Source organism: Mesorhizobium sp. M1050, from assembly GCF_040318715.1.
GTDB lineage: Bacteria > Pseudomonadota > Alphaproteobacteria > Rhizobiales > Rhizobiaceae > Mesorhizobium.
The window spans coordinates 1-15,474 of sequence record NZ_JAMYMV010000019.1 but is presented as its reverse complement, the minus strand read 5'-3'; the positions used below and the strand labels follow the sequence as shown (position 1 = coordinate 15,474).

The 15,474-nt window shown below is 62.8% G+C and carries 13 protein-coding genes and 1 riboswitch; of the genes, 6 read left to right on the top strand and 7 right to left on the bottom strand.

The annotated features are described in order from the left end of the window. Positions 1-40: 40 nt before the first annotated feature. Positions 41-155, bottom strand: a riboswitch (TPP riboswitch). An 87-nt stretch (positions 156-242) separates the two neighbouring features. The 4 genes from NKH57_RS13285 (at position 243) to NKH57_RS13270 (ending at position 3,330) form a co-directional block, all read left to right on the top strand. Continuing rightward, complete coding sequence (locus NKH57_RS13285) at positions 243-887, top strand: thiamine diphosphokinase (RefSeq protein ID WP_352727604.1); 645 nt, start codon at positions 243-245, stop codon at positions 885-887. 1 nt (position 888) lies between these two features. Continuing rightward, positions 889-2,709 carry an ABC-F family ATP-binding cassette domain-containing protein gene (locus tag NKH57_RS13280; RefSeq protein WP_352944683.1) on the top strand — a complete coding sequence of 607 codons (1,821 nt, stop codon included), beginning with the start codon at positions 889-891 and terminating at the stop codon, positions 2,707-2,709. A 79-nt stretch (positions 2,710-2,788) separates the two neighbouring features. After that, positions 2,789-3,031 (top strand): type II toxin-antitoxin system CcdA family antitoxin, encoded by a 243-nt coding sequence (locus NKH57_RS13275; RefSeq protein WP_031261359.1) that lies wholly within the window; start codon positions 2,789-2,791, stop codon positions 3,029-3,031. Further along, positions 3,031-3,330, top strand: a complete 300-nt coding sequence (locus tag NKH57_RS13270) for a CcdB family protein (protein WP_023762867.1) — start codon at positions 3,031-3,033, stop codon at positions 3,328-3,330. The genes NKH57_RS13275 and NKH57_RS13270 overlap by 1 nt, the downstream gene beginning before the upstream one ends. A gap of 23 nt (positions 3,331-3,353) precedes the next feature. On the opposite strand, the gene NKH57_RS13265 is transcribed toward NKH57_RS13270, so the two are convergent. After that, positions 3,354-5,006, bottom strand: coding sequence for a hypothetical protein (locus NKH57_RS13265; RefSeq protein ID WP_352944680.1), 1,653 nt, complete (start codon positions 5,004-5,006; stop codon positions 3,354-3,356). Positions 5,007-5,080: 74 nt separating this feature from the next. Next, positions 5,081-6,379: an adenylosuccinate synthase gene (locus NKH57_RS13260; RefSeq protein ID WP_023758667.1), complete on the bottom strand. Its 1,299-nt coding sequence runs from the start codon at positions 6,377-6,379 to the stop codon at positions 5,081-5,083. Between the two features lie 206 nt (positions 6,380-6,585). On the opposite strand from NKH57_RS13260, the gene NKH57_RS13255 reads away from it, so the two are divergent. Then, complete coding sequence (locus NKH57_RS13255) at positions 6,586-7,497, top strand: DMT family transporter (RefSeq protein WP_352944678.1); 912 nt, start codon at positions 6,586-6,588, stop codon at positions 7,495-7,497. 54 nt (positions 7,498-7,551) lie between these two features. On the opposite strand, the gene serA is transcribed toward NKH57_RS13255, so the two are convergent. From serA to glmM, 5 genes are all read right to left on the bottom strand, one after another. After that, positions 7,552-9,153, bottom strand: coding sequence for a phosphoglycerate dehydrogenase (gene serA / locus NKH57_RS13250; RefSeq protein ID WP_352944676.1), 1,602 nt, complete (start codon positions 9,151-9,153; stop codon positions 7,552-7,554). Between the two features lie 60 nt (positions 9,154-9,213). Then, positions 9,214-10,389, bottom strand: a complete 1,176-nt coding sequence (locus tag NKH57_RS13245; RefSeq protein WP_352944674.1) for a phosphoserine transaminase — start codon at positions 10,387-10,389, stop codon at positions 9,214-9,216. Between the two features lie 201 nt (positions 10,390-10,590). Beyond that, on the bottom strand, positions 10,591-11,490 hold the full coding sequence (locus NKH57_RS13240; protein ID WP_352944672.1) for an outer membrane protein: 900 nt from the start codon (positions 11,488-11,490) through the stop codon (positions 10,591-10,593). 170 nt (positions 11,491-11,660) lie between these two features. After that, positions 11,661-12,497 carry an outer membrane protein gene (locus tag NKH57_RS13235; RefSeq protein ID WP_352605729.1) on the bottom strand — a complete coding sequence of 279 codons (837 nt, stop codon included), beginning with the start codon at positions 12,495-12,497 and terminating at the stop codon, positions 11,661-11,663. A gap of 254 nt (positions 12,498-12,751) precedes the next feature. Then, a complete protein-coding gene (glmM, locus tag NKH57_RS13230; protein ID WP_352605727.1) occupies positions 12,752-14,104 on the bottom strand; it encodes a phosphoglucosamine mutase in 1,353 nt (450 codons plus the stop codon). Positions 14,105-14,472: 368 nt separating this feature from the next. Here glmM and NKH57_RS13225 point away from each other — a divergent pair, with 368 nt between their 5' ends. Continuing rightward, positions 14,473-15,348, top strand: a complete 876-nt coding sequence (locus tag NKH57_RS13225; protein ID WP_352944669.1) for a hypothetical protein — start codon at positions 14,473-14,475, stop codon at positions 15,346-15,348. Positions 15,349-15,474: the final 126 nt, after the last annotated feature.

Here is a 15,474-nt window from a genome sequence, read left to right as displayed (position 1 = left end):
CGCCTCCTTCGTTCGAATTGAAAGGAATTGAGGCGTCGGACTGTCCGAAACGTCTAATCCCTCCGCCGGTACAAACCGGATCAGGTTCAGCGGGTTGGCGAGACTGCCTCTCAGCCGGTCCGCGAAGATCGCGTCCGGCACCCCGTTAGAGCGTTTCGACACATAGGCCGGGCCGATCCCCCACGCAAGTGGGAGTTTGCCGCCTTCCGTTTCCGTTGCCGGGCTGGTAAGGGCCACACGATATGAGCACATTCACCATCCTGCTTGGCGGCGACCTCATCCGCACGCCACGGCTCGACCGCCAGGTCGAAGGCTCCCGCGTGATTGCCGCCGACGCCGGCATCGGCCATGCGCGACTGCTCAGCCTTGTCCCGGAGCTGTGGGTGGGGGATTTCGATTCCGTGCCGGCCAACCTGCCGGACGATCTCGCGACTGTTCCCCGCCGGACTTTCCCGGCCGAAAAGGACAAGACTGATGGCGAACTGGCCATCGCCGCCGCACTGGAGCTCGGCGCGACCAGCCTGGTGCTCGCCGGCGCCTTCGGCGGCAAGCGCGCCGACCACGCCTTCCTGCATCTGGCGCTGGCCCTGCGGCTGGCCGAGGCCGGGACGGATGTGCTTTTAACCAGCGGCGCGCAGGAGGGTGTCCCCCTGCTCCACGGCAAGGCTGGCTTCGACTATGCCGACGGCACGTTGTTTTCGGTGCTCGGCTTTTCCCAACTCGCCGGCCTGACCGTCACCGGCGCCAAATGGCCGCTGAACCACGTGGGGGTGGCGTTTGGCTCGTCGCTGACCATTTCCAATGAGGTCAGGGGCCGCCTCGAAATCGCGCTGGGCCACGGCCGCGCGATACTGCTCGCCCATCCCTATCCCTTGCCTGAAAGCTGATATGGCCCCGCCCCTTCTCAATCTCGACGGTATAAAACTGACCTTCGGCGGCGCGCCGCTGCTCGATGGTGCCGCCTTGACGGCGTCGGCAGGCGACAAGATCGCGCTGGTCGGCCGCAACGGGTCGGGCAAGTCGACGCTGCTGAAGATAGCCGCCGGCCTGATCGAGCCGCAGGACGGCGAGGTGTTCCGCCAGCCTTCGGCGACCATACGCTATTTGCCGCAGATGCCCGACATGGAGGGTTTTGCCAGTGTTCGGGCGTATGTCGAGGCCGGACTTGGCCCCGCCGACGACCCGTACCGCGCCAGCTATCTGATGGAGCATCTCGGCTTGTCTGGCGAGGAGCGGCCCAACGACCTATCCGGCGGCGAGGCGAGGCGCGCCGCCCTTGCCCGCGTCATGGCGCCCGAACCCGACATCCTGCTGCTCGATGAGCCGACCAACCATCTCGATCTATCCGTGATCGAATGGCTGGAGGAGGAGCTTGTCCGCACCTCGTCGGCACTGATCGTCATCTCGCACGACCGCCGCTTTCTCGAGCGTGTATCGCGCGCCACGGTCTGGCTCGATCGCGGCCAGACCCGCAGGTTGGACAAGGGCTTTGGCCATTTCGAGGAATGGCGCGATCTGGTGCTGGAGGAAGAAGAGCGCGAGCAGCACAAGCTTGGCCGCCAGATCGTGCGTGAGGAGCACTGGCTGCGCTACGGCGTGACGGCGCGGCGCAAGCGCAACATGCGCCGGTTGGGCGAATTGCAGACCATGCGCCAACGTTTTCGCGGGCATCGCGGGGCCGAAGGATCGGCCACCATGGTGGCCAGCGATGCCGCAGAATCCGGCAAGCTGGTGATCGAGGCCAAGAATATCGAGAAGAGCTTTGGCGATCTCACCGTGGTCAAGGGGTTTTCGACCCGCATCCAGCGCGGCGACCGTGTCGGCCTGGTCGGGCCGAACGGTGCCGGCAAGACGACGCTGCTTAAGATGCTGACCGGCGAGATGAAGCCCGATGCCGGTTCGGTGCGGCTCGGCACCAATCTGGAAATCGCCACGCTCGACCAGAAGCGCGAGGCGGTCGACCCGCAGGAGACCTTGGCGCAGTATCTTACCGACGGACGCGGCGAGAACCTCGTCATCAATGGCGAGCAACGCCATGTCGTCTCGTACATGAAGGATTTCCTGTTCAAGCCGGAGCAGGCGCGCACGCCGGTGCGAGAACTGTCCGGCGGCGAGCGAGCGCGGCTGTTGCTGGCGCGCGTGCTGGCCCGGCCGGCAAACCTTCTGGTACTCGATGAGCCGACCAACGATCTCGACATGGAGACGCTGGAGCTTCTGCAGGAACTGGTCGCCGGGTTTGCCGGAACGGTCATCCTGGTCAGCCACGACCGTGATTTCCTCGACCGCACCGTGACCAGCCTGATCGCGCCGGATGGCGACGGCCGCTGGATCGAATATGCCGGCGGTTATTCCGACATGCTGGCGCAGCGCGGCGGCACCAGGCTGGACGACCGCAAGGCACGGGCGAAGGCCGAAAACGGTGAAGCGCCCGCACCAGGCAAGAGCGAGTCCACAACGCCAAAGGGGCCGGCGAAGAAGCTGTCGTTCAAGCAGAAATTCGCGCTGGAATCGCTGCCCAAGAAAATCGAAGCTGTGATGGCGTCGATCTCAAGGCTCGAGAACAACATCGCCGATCCGGCCTATTACGAGCGCGATCCGGCCTCGTTCCAGAAGACGATCGCCGCGCTCGACAAGGAGCGCGCCACGCTGGCAGCACTGGAGGAGGAATGGCTGGAACTGGAGATGCTGCGCGAAGAGATGGAAGGGTAGTCTCACCGCATCAGCACCTTCTGATTATTGCAGCGACGCGAAAGTGCGCATATATTATGCGCATGTTGCGGAGGCTACTATGCGTAAGATTGCCGTGAATGCGACCCGTCAGCCAGCAAATCTATCGATCGATTCGAATCTCATGCGGGAAGCCAAGGGCCTTGACGTGAATGTCTCTCGCGCTGCAGAGGCTGGCATCGCGGAAGCGGTGGCGGCCGAAAAAGCGCGCCTATGGAAACTTGAGAACCGCGCCACCATGGACGCGTGGAATGACTATGTCGAAAAACAGGGCATTCCGCTGGAAGAGTACCGGCAATTCTGATGCCCCGCTATGATGTCTTCGGCGATCAAATCGAGGGCCGCTATTTGCTCGACGTTCAGTCCGAGCTCCTCGACTACTTCAAAACGCGGGCGGTCGTCCCGCTTCTGCCGATCGCGACTGTTCCACCGCCGATGCGAAAGCTTCATCCGATCTTTGAGATCAACGGTCGAAAGCTGGTTATGGCAACACATCTGATTGCCACCGTTCCTGCCAGTGAATTAGGCGAAAGTCGACTGAACCTTATGAAGCACCACGACGACATCGTCGCCGCACTCGACATGCTGTTCCAAGGCTTCTGAGCGCACCACAGCCGGCGCCCTTCTCAGCCCGCCGTCTTCGCCTGCCAGGCCTTGATCGCCTCGTCGAACACCTTCTCGCCGGGAATGCCTTTTTCCATGGTCAGCAATGCCCGCCGGCCGGTCTTGTAGACGACCGGCACGTCGATCCAGTCCTGGCCACGCAGCAAGGTCATGTTGGCGTCTTCGTCGGCCTTTGTGTCGTTCAGCGCGACGAGGAAGAAACCGTCGGCGATCTTGGCCGGAATGCCGATCAGCGGACTGCCGGCATCCTGTTCCGAACCCTTCATGGCGACACGCAGAATGTTGTCGACGCCTCCGCCTTCAAAGCCGTCCGGCGTCAGGAAGATCATCTCGATGATATGGCTGGCCGGCAGTGTCTGGTCGGTGTTGCGGCGGATCGTCATGCGCAACTGGATGTCCTTGCCGGGAATGGTCGCCTCGGCGCGGATCGCCGGCTCTGGCGGCAGGTCGCCACCGGGCGATTCCTGTACCAGCGACCAGACGATGTTGCCCGGCTCCGCCGAGCCCTGGGCGGTGCTGGTGCGCTCCTCGTAGAAGATCGCCTTCTGGCCGACCGGCAGCGCGGTTTCCGCCGGCGCGGTGGCCGGTGCCGCCGGCGCAGCACCCGCCGGTGCTGGCGGAGTGGCGGCGGCGTTGGCCGGCGCCGCCGGGGCAGCTCCGTTGGCAGGCGGTGTTGCGGGGGCGGCACCTGCCGCCGGAGGCGTAGCCGCGGGAGGAGTGCCGGCGGCCGGTGCGGAAATCGGCGGCGCGTTGGTCGCCGAGGGCGGCGTGGTCAGCGCAGCGACCGATTCGCCTTCGCCGATGCCGCTTTGTCCGCCGGCCGGGCCCGGGTCGACTTCACTGCCTTGCGGCGTCAGCCGTTGGGTGAATTTCGTGCTTTCAGCTTCCGTGCCGCCAGCTGCTGGCGCTGGCGCCGGCGCGGCGGCGGTGGTTGCCGGCTTGGCAGGTGCCGGCTTCACGGGTTCGGTCTTTGTCGCGACCTTGGTGCCGTCGAGCCCGAGCATCTTGCCGAAGGCGTCCTTGTTCAGCCAGATACCGTAGCCGGCACCGGCGATGACCAGAAGCGCGACGGCGACGGCGATCAGCCCGCCGTAGCTGCGCTTACGCTCCGCCGGGCGCAGGCGCTGGAAAGTGTCCGACGCCGGCTCTTCGTTGCTGGAAAACACATCGACACCGTCGTCGGCCTCCTCAGCGTCCATAGCTGGAAGGGGCGTATCGGCGCGAGCCGGCTGGGCAGGCGCCGGCGTTGGCCTTTGCCAGCTTGGCTCGACCTTGGCGGCAGGTGGCGGCGCGGGTTGATAAGGTTCAGGCTTGGCCGCAGGCGGTGCCGGCCAGGCCGGCTCCGCCTTGGCCGGTTGCCGCGTGTGGCTTGGCTGGTTCTTGTTGCGATCGATCGAGGAAAAGATGTGTTCCAGTTCCGCGAGCGGGTCGGTCTCCGGCACGCTCTTGGCATAGTCCCGCTCGACGTTCGCTATGGCATCTTCCAGACCGCGTTTCTGCTTTGCGACATCCTCCGGCGAAAGCGGCGGATCGCGCTGGGCAATCTTCGCTGCGATCGTAGAGCGGGCCTTTTCGTAGACCTTCGCCCGCATCTCTGGCGACGGATCGCCGAGACCGTCTATCGCTTTCTTCAGAACAAAAACGAAATCTGCCATGCTTCAGTCGACCTGTATTTTGTTTCCGCGCCGGCCCCCGCAAATCAGCCGCTATGCCCGGAAAGGCTGAGAAACTAGTCTTGAAACGGATCGGTCACAAGTATCGTGTCGTCCCGTTCCGGGCTGGTGGAAAGGAGCGCGACCGGGGCACCGATCAGCTCCTCGATGTAGCGAACATATTTGACCGCCTGGGCCGGCAGGTCGTTCCAGCTGCGCGCGCCGGCGGTGGTGCCTTTCCAGCCCTCCAGCGTCTCATAGACCGGTTCGACACGCGCCTGCGCGCCCTGGCTGGCCGGCAGATAGTCGATCATCTCGCCATCGAGCCGGTAGCCGGTGCAGACCTTGATCTCGTCTAACCCGTCGAGCACGTCGAGCTTGGTCAGCGCGATGCCCTTGATGCCGTTGACGGCGACGGCCTGGCGCACCAGCACGGCGTCGAACCAGCCGCAGCGTCGCTTGCGGCCGGTGACGACGCCGAATTCGTGGCCGCGCGTGCCGAGGAATTCGCCGACCTCGTTCCTCTGCTCGGTCGGGAACGGACCTTCGCCGACGCGCGTCGTGTAAGCCTTGGTGATGCCGAGCACATAGCCGATGGCGCCCGGGCCGACGCCGGAGCCGGCGGCTGCCTGTCCTGCGACCGTGTTCGACGAGGTGACGAACGGATAGGTGCCATGGTCGATATCGAGCAGCGTGCCTTGCGCGCCCTCGAACAGGATGCGCTCACCAGCCCGGCGCTTGTCGTCGAGGATTTTCCAGACCCGGTCCATATAGGGCAGGATCTCGTGCCCGACCGAGGTTAATTCCTGCATGATGGCGTCATGCGTGACTTCGGCATGGCCAAGCCCGCGACGCAGCGCATTGTGGTGCGTCAGCAGCCTGTCGACCTTCAAGGGTAGCGTTTCCAAATCCGCCAAATCCATCACCCTGACCGCGCGCCGGCCCACCTTGTCCTCATAGGCAGGGCCGATGCCACGACGGGTCGTGCCAATCTTCGTTCCGGAATTGGAAGCTGCGTCCTCGCGGAATCCGTCCAGTTCTCGGTGCAGCGACAGGATAAGCGCTGTGTTTTCGGCTATTTTCAGGCGGTCCGGCGTCACCTCGACACCTTGCGCCTTGAGCTTGGCCACTTCGGCGACGAAAGCGTGCGGGTCGAAAACGACGCCATTGCCGATGATGGACAGCTTGCCCTGGCGCACGACGCCCGACGGAAGCAACGACAGTTTGTAGACCTTGCCGTCGACGACCAGCGTGTGGCCGGCATTGTGGCCGCCCTGAAAACGCACCACGACATCCGCGCGCTCCGACAACCAGTCGACGATCTTGCCCTTGCCTTCATCGCCCCATTGCGAGCCGACGACCACCACATTGGCCATGCTTCTTTTCCCTTGAGACGCCGCCAAGCGGCTTGAATATGGTTCGAAACGACAGGCCTCTATAACGTCAAGACCTCGCGAGCGCGACCTTTCTTTGCCGCCGAAAATGCCCTGAGGCATAACAATTTTCGGGCTTAACATCATTTACCTGGACGCACCGGGGCAATAGGCCGACAAACACCGCGGCCCGCGGCCGGAATCCCACCATGCATCGAAGCGCCTACATAGTCCTGCTGCTCACCACCTTGCTGTGGGGCGGCAACTCGGTGGCCGGCAAGTTGGCAGTCGATCACGTCTCGCCGATGACCCTGGTCTTTCTACGCTGGTTGCTGGCCGCGGCGATCATGCTGCCGATCGGCTGGAAGACGATACGCAAGGACTGGCCGGTGGTGCGCAAGCACTGGGTCATCCTTGCGGCCCTCGGTGCCAGCGGTTTCACTCTGTTCAACACCATCTTCTACACGGCGCTCAACTATACGACGGCGATCAACGTCTCGATCGAACAGGCGGCGATGCCGATCCTGATCATGACAGCCAATTTCATCTTCTTCCGCCTGCGCGTGAACTGGGCGCAGATTGTCGGCGTCATTCTGACCATCGCCGGCGTGATCCTGACCGCCTGCCACGGCGACCCGCGCCGGCTGTTGACGCTGGAGCTCAATTTCGGCGACGCCATCATGCTGGTCGCCGTGTTTCTCTACAGCGGCTATTCGGTCGGGCTGCGGTTGAAACCGGTGATGCATTGGCAGAGCCTGATGCTCGCCCTGTCGGTTGCCGCTCTCGTTACCTCGGTACCCTTCTTCCTGTGGGAGGTTGCTGCCGGCAAGGTTATCGTGCCCGACGCGCGCGGCTGGGCGGTCATCGTCTATACCGCGATCGGCGCCTCGGTGATCTCGCAGATCTTCTACATCAGGGGCAACGAACTGATCGGCGCCAACCGCGCCGGCCTGTTCATCAATCTGGTGCCGATCTTCGGCACGCTGCTGTCGGTGCTGATCGTCGGCGAGACGTTCCAGCTCTATCAGGCATTGGCGCTGGCGCTCGTGCTGGGCGGCATCGGGCTTGCCGAATACAGGGGGCGCAAGGCAGCAAATCTGCTACCAGCCAGGACACGCTGAACAAAAAGGCGCGGACCAGGCCGCGCCTTTCGATCCTTCACGGCAAGTCCGGGATCACACGGCGTTGATGTCGAACTGCAGCCGTTTGGCCGAGTCGATCGACTTGTGCTTCCTGACCTTTTCCAGGACGGCCTCCGGGAACGGCGCGTCGAGATAGAGCAGCGCGATGGCATCACCTCCCGGCCGGTTGCGGCCAAGCTGGAAGTTGGCGATGTTGACGCCGTTCTCGCCGCAGACGGTGCCTAGCAGGCCGACGATGCCCGGCGCGTCGGCATTGGTCGTGTAGAGCATATGCTGGCCGACCTCGGCATCGAGATTGATGCCCTTGATCTGGATGAAACGCGGCTTGCCGTCGGAGAAGCAGGTGCCGGCGATCGAGCGCGTCTTGTGCTCGGTCGTTACCGTCAGCTTGATGTAGCCGTCGAAGACGCCCGACTTGTCGCGCTTGACCTCGGCAACGATGATGCCGCGCTCCTTCACCATGATCGGCGCCGACACCATGTTGACGTCGGAGACCTGCGGCCGGATCAGCCCGGCAAGCGCGGCACTGATCAGCGCGCGCGTGTTCATTGTCGCCGTCGAGCCGTCGAACAGGATCTCGACCTCCGTGATCGGGTCTTCGGTGACCTGGCCGACAAACGCGCCGAGCACTTCGGCAAGCTTGACGAAGGGCTTCAGTCGCGGGGCTTCCTCGGCGGTGATCGACGGCATGTTGACGGCGTTGGAGACGGCACCCTTGATCAGATAATCGGCCATCTGCTCGGCGACCTGCAGCGCGACATTCTCTTGCGCTTCCGCCGTCGAGGCGCCGAGGTGTGGCGTCGCCACGACATTCTCCATGCCGAACAACGCGTTCTGCTCGGCCGGCTCGACCTCGAACACGTCGACGCCCGCGCCTGCCACCTTGCCGCTCTTCAGCGCCGCCACCAGGTCGGCCTCGACGATCAGCCCGCCGCGGGCGCAGTTGATGATGCGTACGCCGTTCTTCATCTTGGCGATTGCCGCGGCGTCGATGATGTTGCGCGTCTTGTCGGTCAGCGGCGTGTGCAGCGTGATGAAGTCGGCGCGGGCGAAAAGCTCGTCCAGTTCGACCTTCTCGACGCCGAGTTCCTCGGCGCGTTTGTCCGACAGGAACGGGTCGAAGGCGACGACATGCATCTTCAGGCCGACGCCGCGCGTCGCGACGATCGAGCCGATGTTGCCGCAGCCGATGACGCCCAGCGTCTTGCCGGTGATTTCAACGCCCATGAAGCGGTTCTTCTCCCATTTGCCGGCATGGGTCGAAGCGTTGGCCTCCGGGATCTGGCGGGCAAGCGCGAAGATCATCGCCACCGCATGTTCGGCTGTCGTGATCGAATTGCCGAAGGGCGTGTTCATCACGATGATGCCCTTGCGGCTCGCCGCCGGGATGTCGACATTGTCGACGCCGATGCCGGCGCGGCCGACGACTTTGAGCTTCGTGGCGGCATTGATCAACTTTTCGGTGACCTTGGTCGCCGAGCGGATGGCGAGGCCATCATACTGGCCGATCACTTCGAGCAGCTTTTCCTTGTCCTTGCCGAGATCGGGCAGATAGTCGACCTCGACGCCGCGATCCTTGAAGATCTGCACGGCTGTGGGAGAGAGTTTGTCTGAGACGAGAACGCGGGGCGCCATAGCGGCCTCCTTGAGATGGATTGTTGGGATATGGGCGGCCGAAGGCCGCCACTGAAAATCTCAGGCCGCCGCTTTCAGCGACGCCTTCTGCGCAGCGAAGGCCCAGTCGAGCCAAGGCAGCAATGCTTCGAGATCCGACGTCTCGACGGTCGCGCCGCACCAGATGCGCAGGCCGGGCGGTGCGTCGCGATAGGCGCCGATGTCGTAGGCGACACCTTCCTTGTCGAGCACCGACACCAGTCCCTTGGCGAAAGCCGCTTGCCCATCGGCATCGAGCGCGGACACATCCGGATCGGTGAAGGACAGACATACGGACGTGTTCGACCGCGTCGCCGGCTGGACGGCGAGATGACCGAGCCACGCGGATCTGGCGACAAAGCGATCGAGGACAGCCGCATTGGCGTCCGCCCTGGCGATCAGCGCGCCGAGGCCCCCAATCGACTTCGCCCAGCTGAGCGCATCGAGATAGTCCTCGACGCACAGCATCGAGGGGGTGTTGATGGTCTCGCCCTTGAAAATGCCCTCGATCAGCTTGCCGCCCGAGGTCATGCGGAAGATTTTCGGCAGCGGCCATGAAGGCTTGTACGTTTCCAGCCGCTCGACGGCGCGGGGCGACAGGATGAGCATGCCGTGCGCGCCCTCGCCGCCCAGCACCTTCTGCCAGGAGAAGGTGACGACATCGAGTTTTTCAAAGTCGAGCCTCTGTGCGAAGGCAGCCGAAGTCGCGTCGCAGATGGTCAGGCCCTGGCGATCCGCAGGGATGAAATCGCCGTTCGGCACGCGCACGCCGGACGTGGTGCCGTTCCAGGTGAAGACCACATCGCGGTCGAAATCGATCTTCGTGAGGTCGGGCAGTTCGCCGTAGCCGGCTTCGATCTTGCGCACGTCGGCGAGCTTCAATTGCTTGACCACGTCGGTGACCCAGCCGGAGCCAAAGCTCTCCCAGGCGACCATGTCGACGCCGCGCTCGCCGAGCAGCGACCACAGCGCCATCTCGACCGCGCCGGTGTCCGATGCCGGCACGATGCCGATGCGGTAGTCCGCCGGGACCTGGAGAATTTCCCGCGTTAGCGAAATCGACTGTTCGAGCTTGGCCTTGCCGATTTTGGCGCGATGGGAACGGCCGAGCGCTGCAGTTTTCAGGGCCTCGACTGACCAGCCGGGACGCTTCGCGCAGGGACCTGAGGAAAAATTAGGGTTTGCCGGACGCAGTCCGGGCTTCGCATGCGTCGTCATCGTGGTCTATCCTTCCAGATAGTGGCCCCTCGTTGGGGAGGGGTGGCCCACGGACGGCGATATGCGTTCAGGCCTCGGGCGTCAAGAGGAAAGTTTTTGTCGCGAGCAGGATACCGGCGATCTGTACGAAAATGTCACGGCGCAAAACCGGGAGCGGCGGACCCGAGGATCCGCCCATCCTGTTCTTCTTATGCGTAGCACCTACCAGAGGTCATAACGCAGCCCGAGCTTGACCGTCTGGTAGTCGATACCCTTGCGGATATTGAAGGCACCGCCATCAAAGGCGACGTATTTTGCGCTCGGCACCGAGAAATATTCGTAGCCGAGATCTACAGAAACGTTTTTGGTGACCTGATAGGAAAGTCCTGCACCGATCGAGTAGGCTAGGTTGAACTTGCCCTCGCTGTCGGTCTGACCTTCATAGCCGGCGGGATCGTCGCAGAAAAACCCGCCGGTGCCGCCGGAATTGGTCGGTGTTTCCACGCAGTCGCGTGCGCCTATGCTTCTGAAATATTTGTTGTAAGCAAGACCAATGCCACCGCCGATATAGGGAGTGAGCCCAACGTAAGTGCCCAGATCCACATAGCCGTTGGCCATGATGCTGTAGCCTTTGTTGGAGGCGTTGTCGGAGAGATCGCATGCCTGTGAGACCGGAACGGAATTGATATTTCCAAATCCGTCGGCCTGGAGCGTATGACCGTCGCAGGTGGCGGCGAGCTTCGCGTGCTCGCCGAATTTGTCGGTTGGTAGAATCCCGCCGTTCAGCTCGACCCTGAGATAGTCGTTAACATGATAGCCCATACCGATGCTGCCCGTGAAAAGGCTGCTCTCATCAGTAAAACTGTCGAGCGAACCGCTCGATGTTTCCTCATGTTTGAACGGATGACTGAAGGCGTAACCGATATCGCCGCGCAAATACCAGCCGGAGCCGACCTCGACCGGCACATAGTCGGGCGCCTGGTCGACATAGATCGGCGGATTGTAGTCGGCAGCATGCAAGGGCGCCAGCGGCAAGAGGGCTAAAGCGCCAAGCGCCAGCGCCGCACGCGAAATGATTCTCATGGTCCCCGACTCCCGAATTTGGCCCGCTGGCAATAGCAACGGCAGCCATCGTTTCAGGGAGCATTGTTAACCATAGTGGTTAAGTGCCGGTTAAGGCTAACAGAGCGTTAGCGAATTCATTTCGGGCGAGCTTTCATTACATGGGGCCCAAACGAAAGCCGCCCGGCTGGTGCCGGGCGGCTCACGAGAATTTCAGGTAATGCCGGGTGTTACTTGGTGTAGATCGGCTCGGGTTCGGGCTGGTAGGCCACGACCGGCGCTGCGCAACCGTTGCTGCCGCCGAACTGGTAACGCAGGCCACCGCGAACCTCGTGTGTGTTGATGCCGCGATCGAAGCCGGGGCCGGAGCTGCTGACATCCCATTCGAACATTCGGCCGCCCTGGATGTGGCTGAAGCGATAGCCCGCGTCGAGGATGATCTTGTCGGTCAGGCAGTAGGAAGCGCCGGCCATCAGAGCGTAGGCGAAGCGCCAGTTGGACGCTCCCGGGTTGGTCTCGGTGGTGTTCGGGTCGTAGACAGTATCCCACTTGACGCGCGCACCGCCGATGCCGGCGCCGACGTAAGGCGTGATGCCACTATAGGTGCCGAGATCGACATAGGCGTTGGCCAGCAGCAGCAAGGCGCTCATTTTCGACACTTCGGTCGATGTTCCGTTGATATCCGATGTGCCGCCGTTGAAGTTCGACTTGAACCAGTAGTCGGCTGTCAGATCGGTACGGAAATGGTCGTTGATCTTGTAGCCGACGCCGGCACCGAGCGAGAAACCGCCCTTGAGCTTGCCGAAGTCGAAACTCTTGCTGCCGGGAATGACCGTACAGTTACAGGGATCGACGGTGTAGGTCATGTAGTCGATGCCGCGCAGGGTCGACTTGTGATAGTCGATGTCGCCGCGGATGTACCAGCCGCCGACTTCGACCGGCTGCTCGTAGACGGCCGGAGGCGGAGCCTCCTCGACCACCGGTTCCGGCAGGTCGGCCGCGAACAGTGGTCCTGCCAGACCTGCGAACAGTAAGGCGAGCAGGACCTTTCTGGCTGTATTGAACATGCTTGTCACCCCTGAGAAGTTCGGAACGGCCATCGGTCCGAATGCAATTGCTTTTCAGTCGTGGATAATGAAGTGCAAAGGTTAAAAGGCGTTTAACCCTGTTGCTTAACCACGAATCCCGACACTTCAAGGGATCGCTGAGCGGTTTTCAGGAAGTCGGAATCGACCGCCGCACCGACCAAAAAAGCCCGCCGGAAGGGCGGGCTTGAGCTGGCGAAGATATGAGTGCGGCACCCTCGCGGGCGGGCTTGTGATTAAGCTGCGCTGCGCGTTTCGGAGATAACCTCAACGATACCATTGACGACGGACTCGACCAATTGCGGGTCGTCGCCCTCGGCCATGACGCGGATCAGCGGCTCGGTGCCGGAGGGTCGGATAACCAGCCGCCCAGCCTTGCCGAGGCGGTTACGGGCATCCTCGATGGCTGCCTTGACCGGCGCTTGTTCGAGCGGCTTGCCGCCGGAAATATGGACGTTCTTCAGTAGCTGCGGCACCGGTTCGAACTTCTTCGACAGTTCGCTGACCGGCCGCCCCTGCCGCTTGATGCAGGCCAGTACCTGCAGCGCCGAGACCAGGCCGTCGCCGGTGGTCGAGAAGTCCGACAGCACGATATGGCCGGATTGTTCGCCGCCGACATTCAGCCCGTGCGCGCGCATATGCTCGACGACATAACGGTCGCCGACCTTGGTGCGGTGCAATTGCAGCTTCATGTCGCCGAGGAAGCGCTCGAGGCCGAGATTGGACATGACCGTCGAAACGACGCCGCCGCCGGCAAGCCGCCCGCTCTGATGCCAGGATTCGGCAATCAGTGCCATGATCTGGTCACCGTCGACAATCGCCCCGTTCTCATCGACGATGACGACCCGGTCGGCATCGCCGTCGAGCGCGATACCGATGTCGGCGCGCACTTCGTGCACCTTCTTCTGCAGGCCGGCGGGATGGGTCGAGCCGCATTCCTTGTTGATGTTGAAGCCGTTGGGCTCGACATTGATGGCGACGACTTCGGCGCCCAGTTCCCACAGCGCCTCGGGCGCCACCTTGTAGGCCGCGCCATTGGCGCAATCGACGACGATCCTGAGTCCGGAGAGTGACATCGAGCGCGGCAAGGTGCGCTTGGCGAATTCGATGTAGCGGTCATGCACGCCGTCGACGCGCTTGGCGCGGCCAAGCCCGTCGGAATCGGCGAGCGCCAGCTCGATGTCCTTGTCGAGCATGCTCTCGATGCGCTCCTCGATCTCGTCGGAAAGCTTGTAGCCGTCGGGTCCGAACAGCTTGATGCCGTTGTCATAGTAGGGATTGTGCGAAGCCGAGATCATGACGCCGATATCGGCGCGCAGCGAACGCACCAGCATGGCGACCGCCGGAGTCGGGATTGGGCCGAGCAGGAACACGTCCATGCCGGCGGCACAAAGACCGGCGACCATGGCATTCTCGATCATATAGCCGGAAAGCCTGGTGTCCTTGCCGAGCACGACGCGATGACGGTGGCTGCCGCGCTGGAAGGAGAGGCCGGCGGCCATGCCGACCCGCATCGCGATTTCCGCGGTCATCGGAAACTTGTTGGCACGCCCGCGAATGCCGTCCGTGCCGAAATAATTCCCTGCCATGCTAGCCCGATTCCTCAACGTTTCTTCCCCGGCACGTCATGCCACAATTGGCCAGGGCGCCATGATCACATTGTGTGATTATATGTTACCAATCCTTAGAAAATCATTGTTGTGCACTGCACACAACATGGCTGCAACCTAACATGCTGAAACTGCCATGCTGCAAAATACCAGTCATGCGAACCTTTCAGCGCAGATGCACCTGGAAAATCTTGCTCTGAAGCCGGCAACGGGCAACGATTTCATCACCTTATCGGCAAAGCCCAGCTTTCGGCGATATATACGCTACTTAGTATCTGGCGCAACCGACCGTTGAGCGTTATTGATTCGCCGGGACGTAACATGGGCTGCTGCAACGGAGAAACGCTATGCTCATCCACCGACTTGCCACTTTGACCGGCCTCGCCGTCGCGACCTTGTTTCTGGCCGCGCCCGCCAACGCACTGACGATGGCCGAGTGCAGCACGAAATACAACGCCGCCAAGGATGCCGGGACACTCGCCGGGGCGACCTGGAACCAGTTCCGCAAGGCCCAGTGCGGCACCGACGCCGCGGCCAAGACCGACACCAAGGCAACCGAAACCAAAGCAACCGACACCAAGGCAGCCGACACCAAGAAAGCTGCCGACACCAAGAAGGCTGCCGAGACGAAGCCGGCCAAGGCGGCCGCTGCGGCCGACGACAGCACGGCCAAGGGTCTGACGGCGAAGGAATGCAGCGCCAAGTATCAGGCGGCGAAGGCCGCCGGCACGCTGAACGGCATGAAGTGGAACGACTTCCGCAAGTCCGAATGCGCCGCCGGTGCATCGGCCGCCGCCAAGCCGGCAACCACCAAGGCTGCCGCGGCTCCCGCCGATACTAGCGGCAAAGGTCTGAGCATGGCCGAATGCAGCACGAAGTATCAGGCTGCCAAGACAGCCAACACGCTGAAAGGCATGAAGTGGAACGACTTCCGCAAGACCGAATGCGGCGCCAGCGCGTCCGATGACGACACCGTGCCGGCCGCCGACGAGGCGAGCTACACCAAAGAGCCGGCGAAGCCGACCACGGTTGCGCCCAAGGGCGTCACTTTCCCGTCCGCGATCTCGCCGAAATATGCCAGCGAGACCCCCGGCAAGGGCCGCATGCATACTTGCCTCGACCAGTACTATGCCCTCAAGGACGCCAACGCGCTTGGCGGCCTCAAGTGGATCCAGAAGGGCGGCGGCTTCTACAGCCTGTGCAACGCAAAGCTGAAGGGCTGAACGACAAAAACATCTGAAAGAAAGGCCCGCGCCCCCGGAAGGTGGGGGGGCGGGTGTTTTGAAAATGACGGCGGGCCCGCACGCGGGGGTGGGGGGGCGCGCCCAGATTGCCCGGCGGGCCCGTTG

Bases quoted from the DNA above. Each gene is read 5' to 3' on its own strand.
- NKH57_RS13245 (WP_352944674.1), bottom strand. From the start codon at position 10,389: ATGACGACGCATGCGAAGCCCGGACTGCGTCCGGCAAACCCTAATTTT.
- NKH57_RS13235 (WP_352605729.1), bottom strand. From the start codon at position 12,497: ATGTTCAATACAGCCAGAAAGGTCCTGCTCGCCTTACTGTTCGCAGGT.
- glmM (WP_352605727.1), bottom strand. From the start codon at position 14,104: ATGGCAGGGAATTATTTCGGCACGGACGGCATTCGCGGGCGTGCCAAC.
- NKH57_RS13225 (WP_352944669.1), top strand. From the start codon at position 14,473: ATGCTCATCCACCGACTTGCCACTTTGACCGGCCTCGCCGTCGCGACC.
- NKH57_RS13280 (WP_352944683.1), top strand. From the start codon at position 889: ATGGCCCCGCCCCTTCTCAATCTCGACGGTATAAAACTGACCTTCGGC.
- NKH57_RS13255 (WP_352944678.1), top strand. From the start codon at position 6,586: ATGCATCGAAGCGCCTACATAGTCCTGCTGCTCACCACCTTGCTGTGG.
- NKH57_RS13260 (WP_023758667.1), bottom strand. From the start codon at position 6,379: ATGGCCAATGTGGTGGTCGTCGGCTCGCAATGGGGCGATGAAGGCAAG.
- serA (WP_352944676.1), bottom strand. From the start codon at position 9,153: ATGGCGCCCCGCGTTCTCGTCTCAGACAAACTCTCTCCCACAGCCGTG.
- NKH57_RS13265 (WP_352944680.1), bottom strand. From the start codon at position 5,006: ATGGCAGATTTCGTTTTTGTTCTGAAGAAAGCGATAGACGGTCTCGGC.
- NKH57_RS13285 (WP_352727604.1), top strand. From the start codon at position 243: ATGAGCACATTCACCATCCTGCTTGGCGGCGACCTCATCCGCACGCCA.
- NKH57_RS13275 (WP_031261359.1), top strand. From the start codon at position 2,789: ATGCGTAAGATTGCCGTGAATGCGACCCGTCAGCCAGCAAATCTATCG.
- NKH57_RS13270 (WP_023762867.1), top strand. From the start codon at position 3,031: ATGCCCCGCTATGATGTCTTCGGCGATCAAATCGAGGGCCGCTATTTG.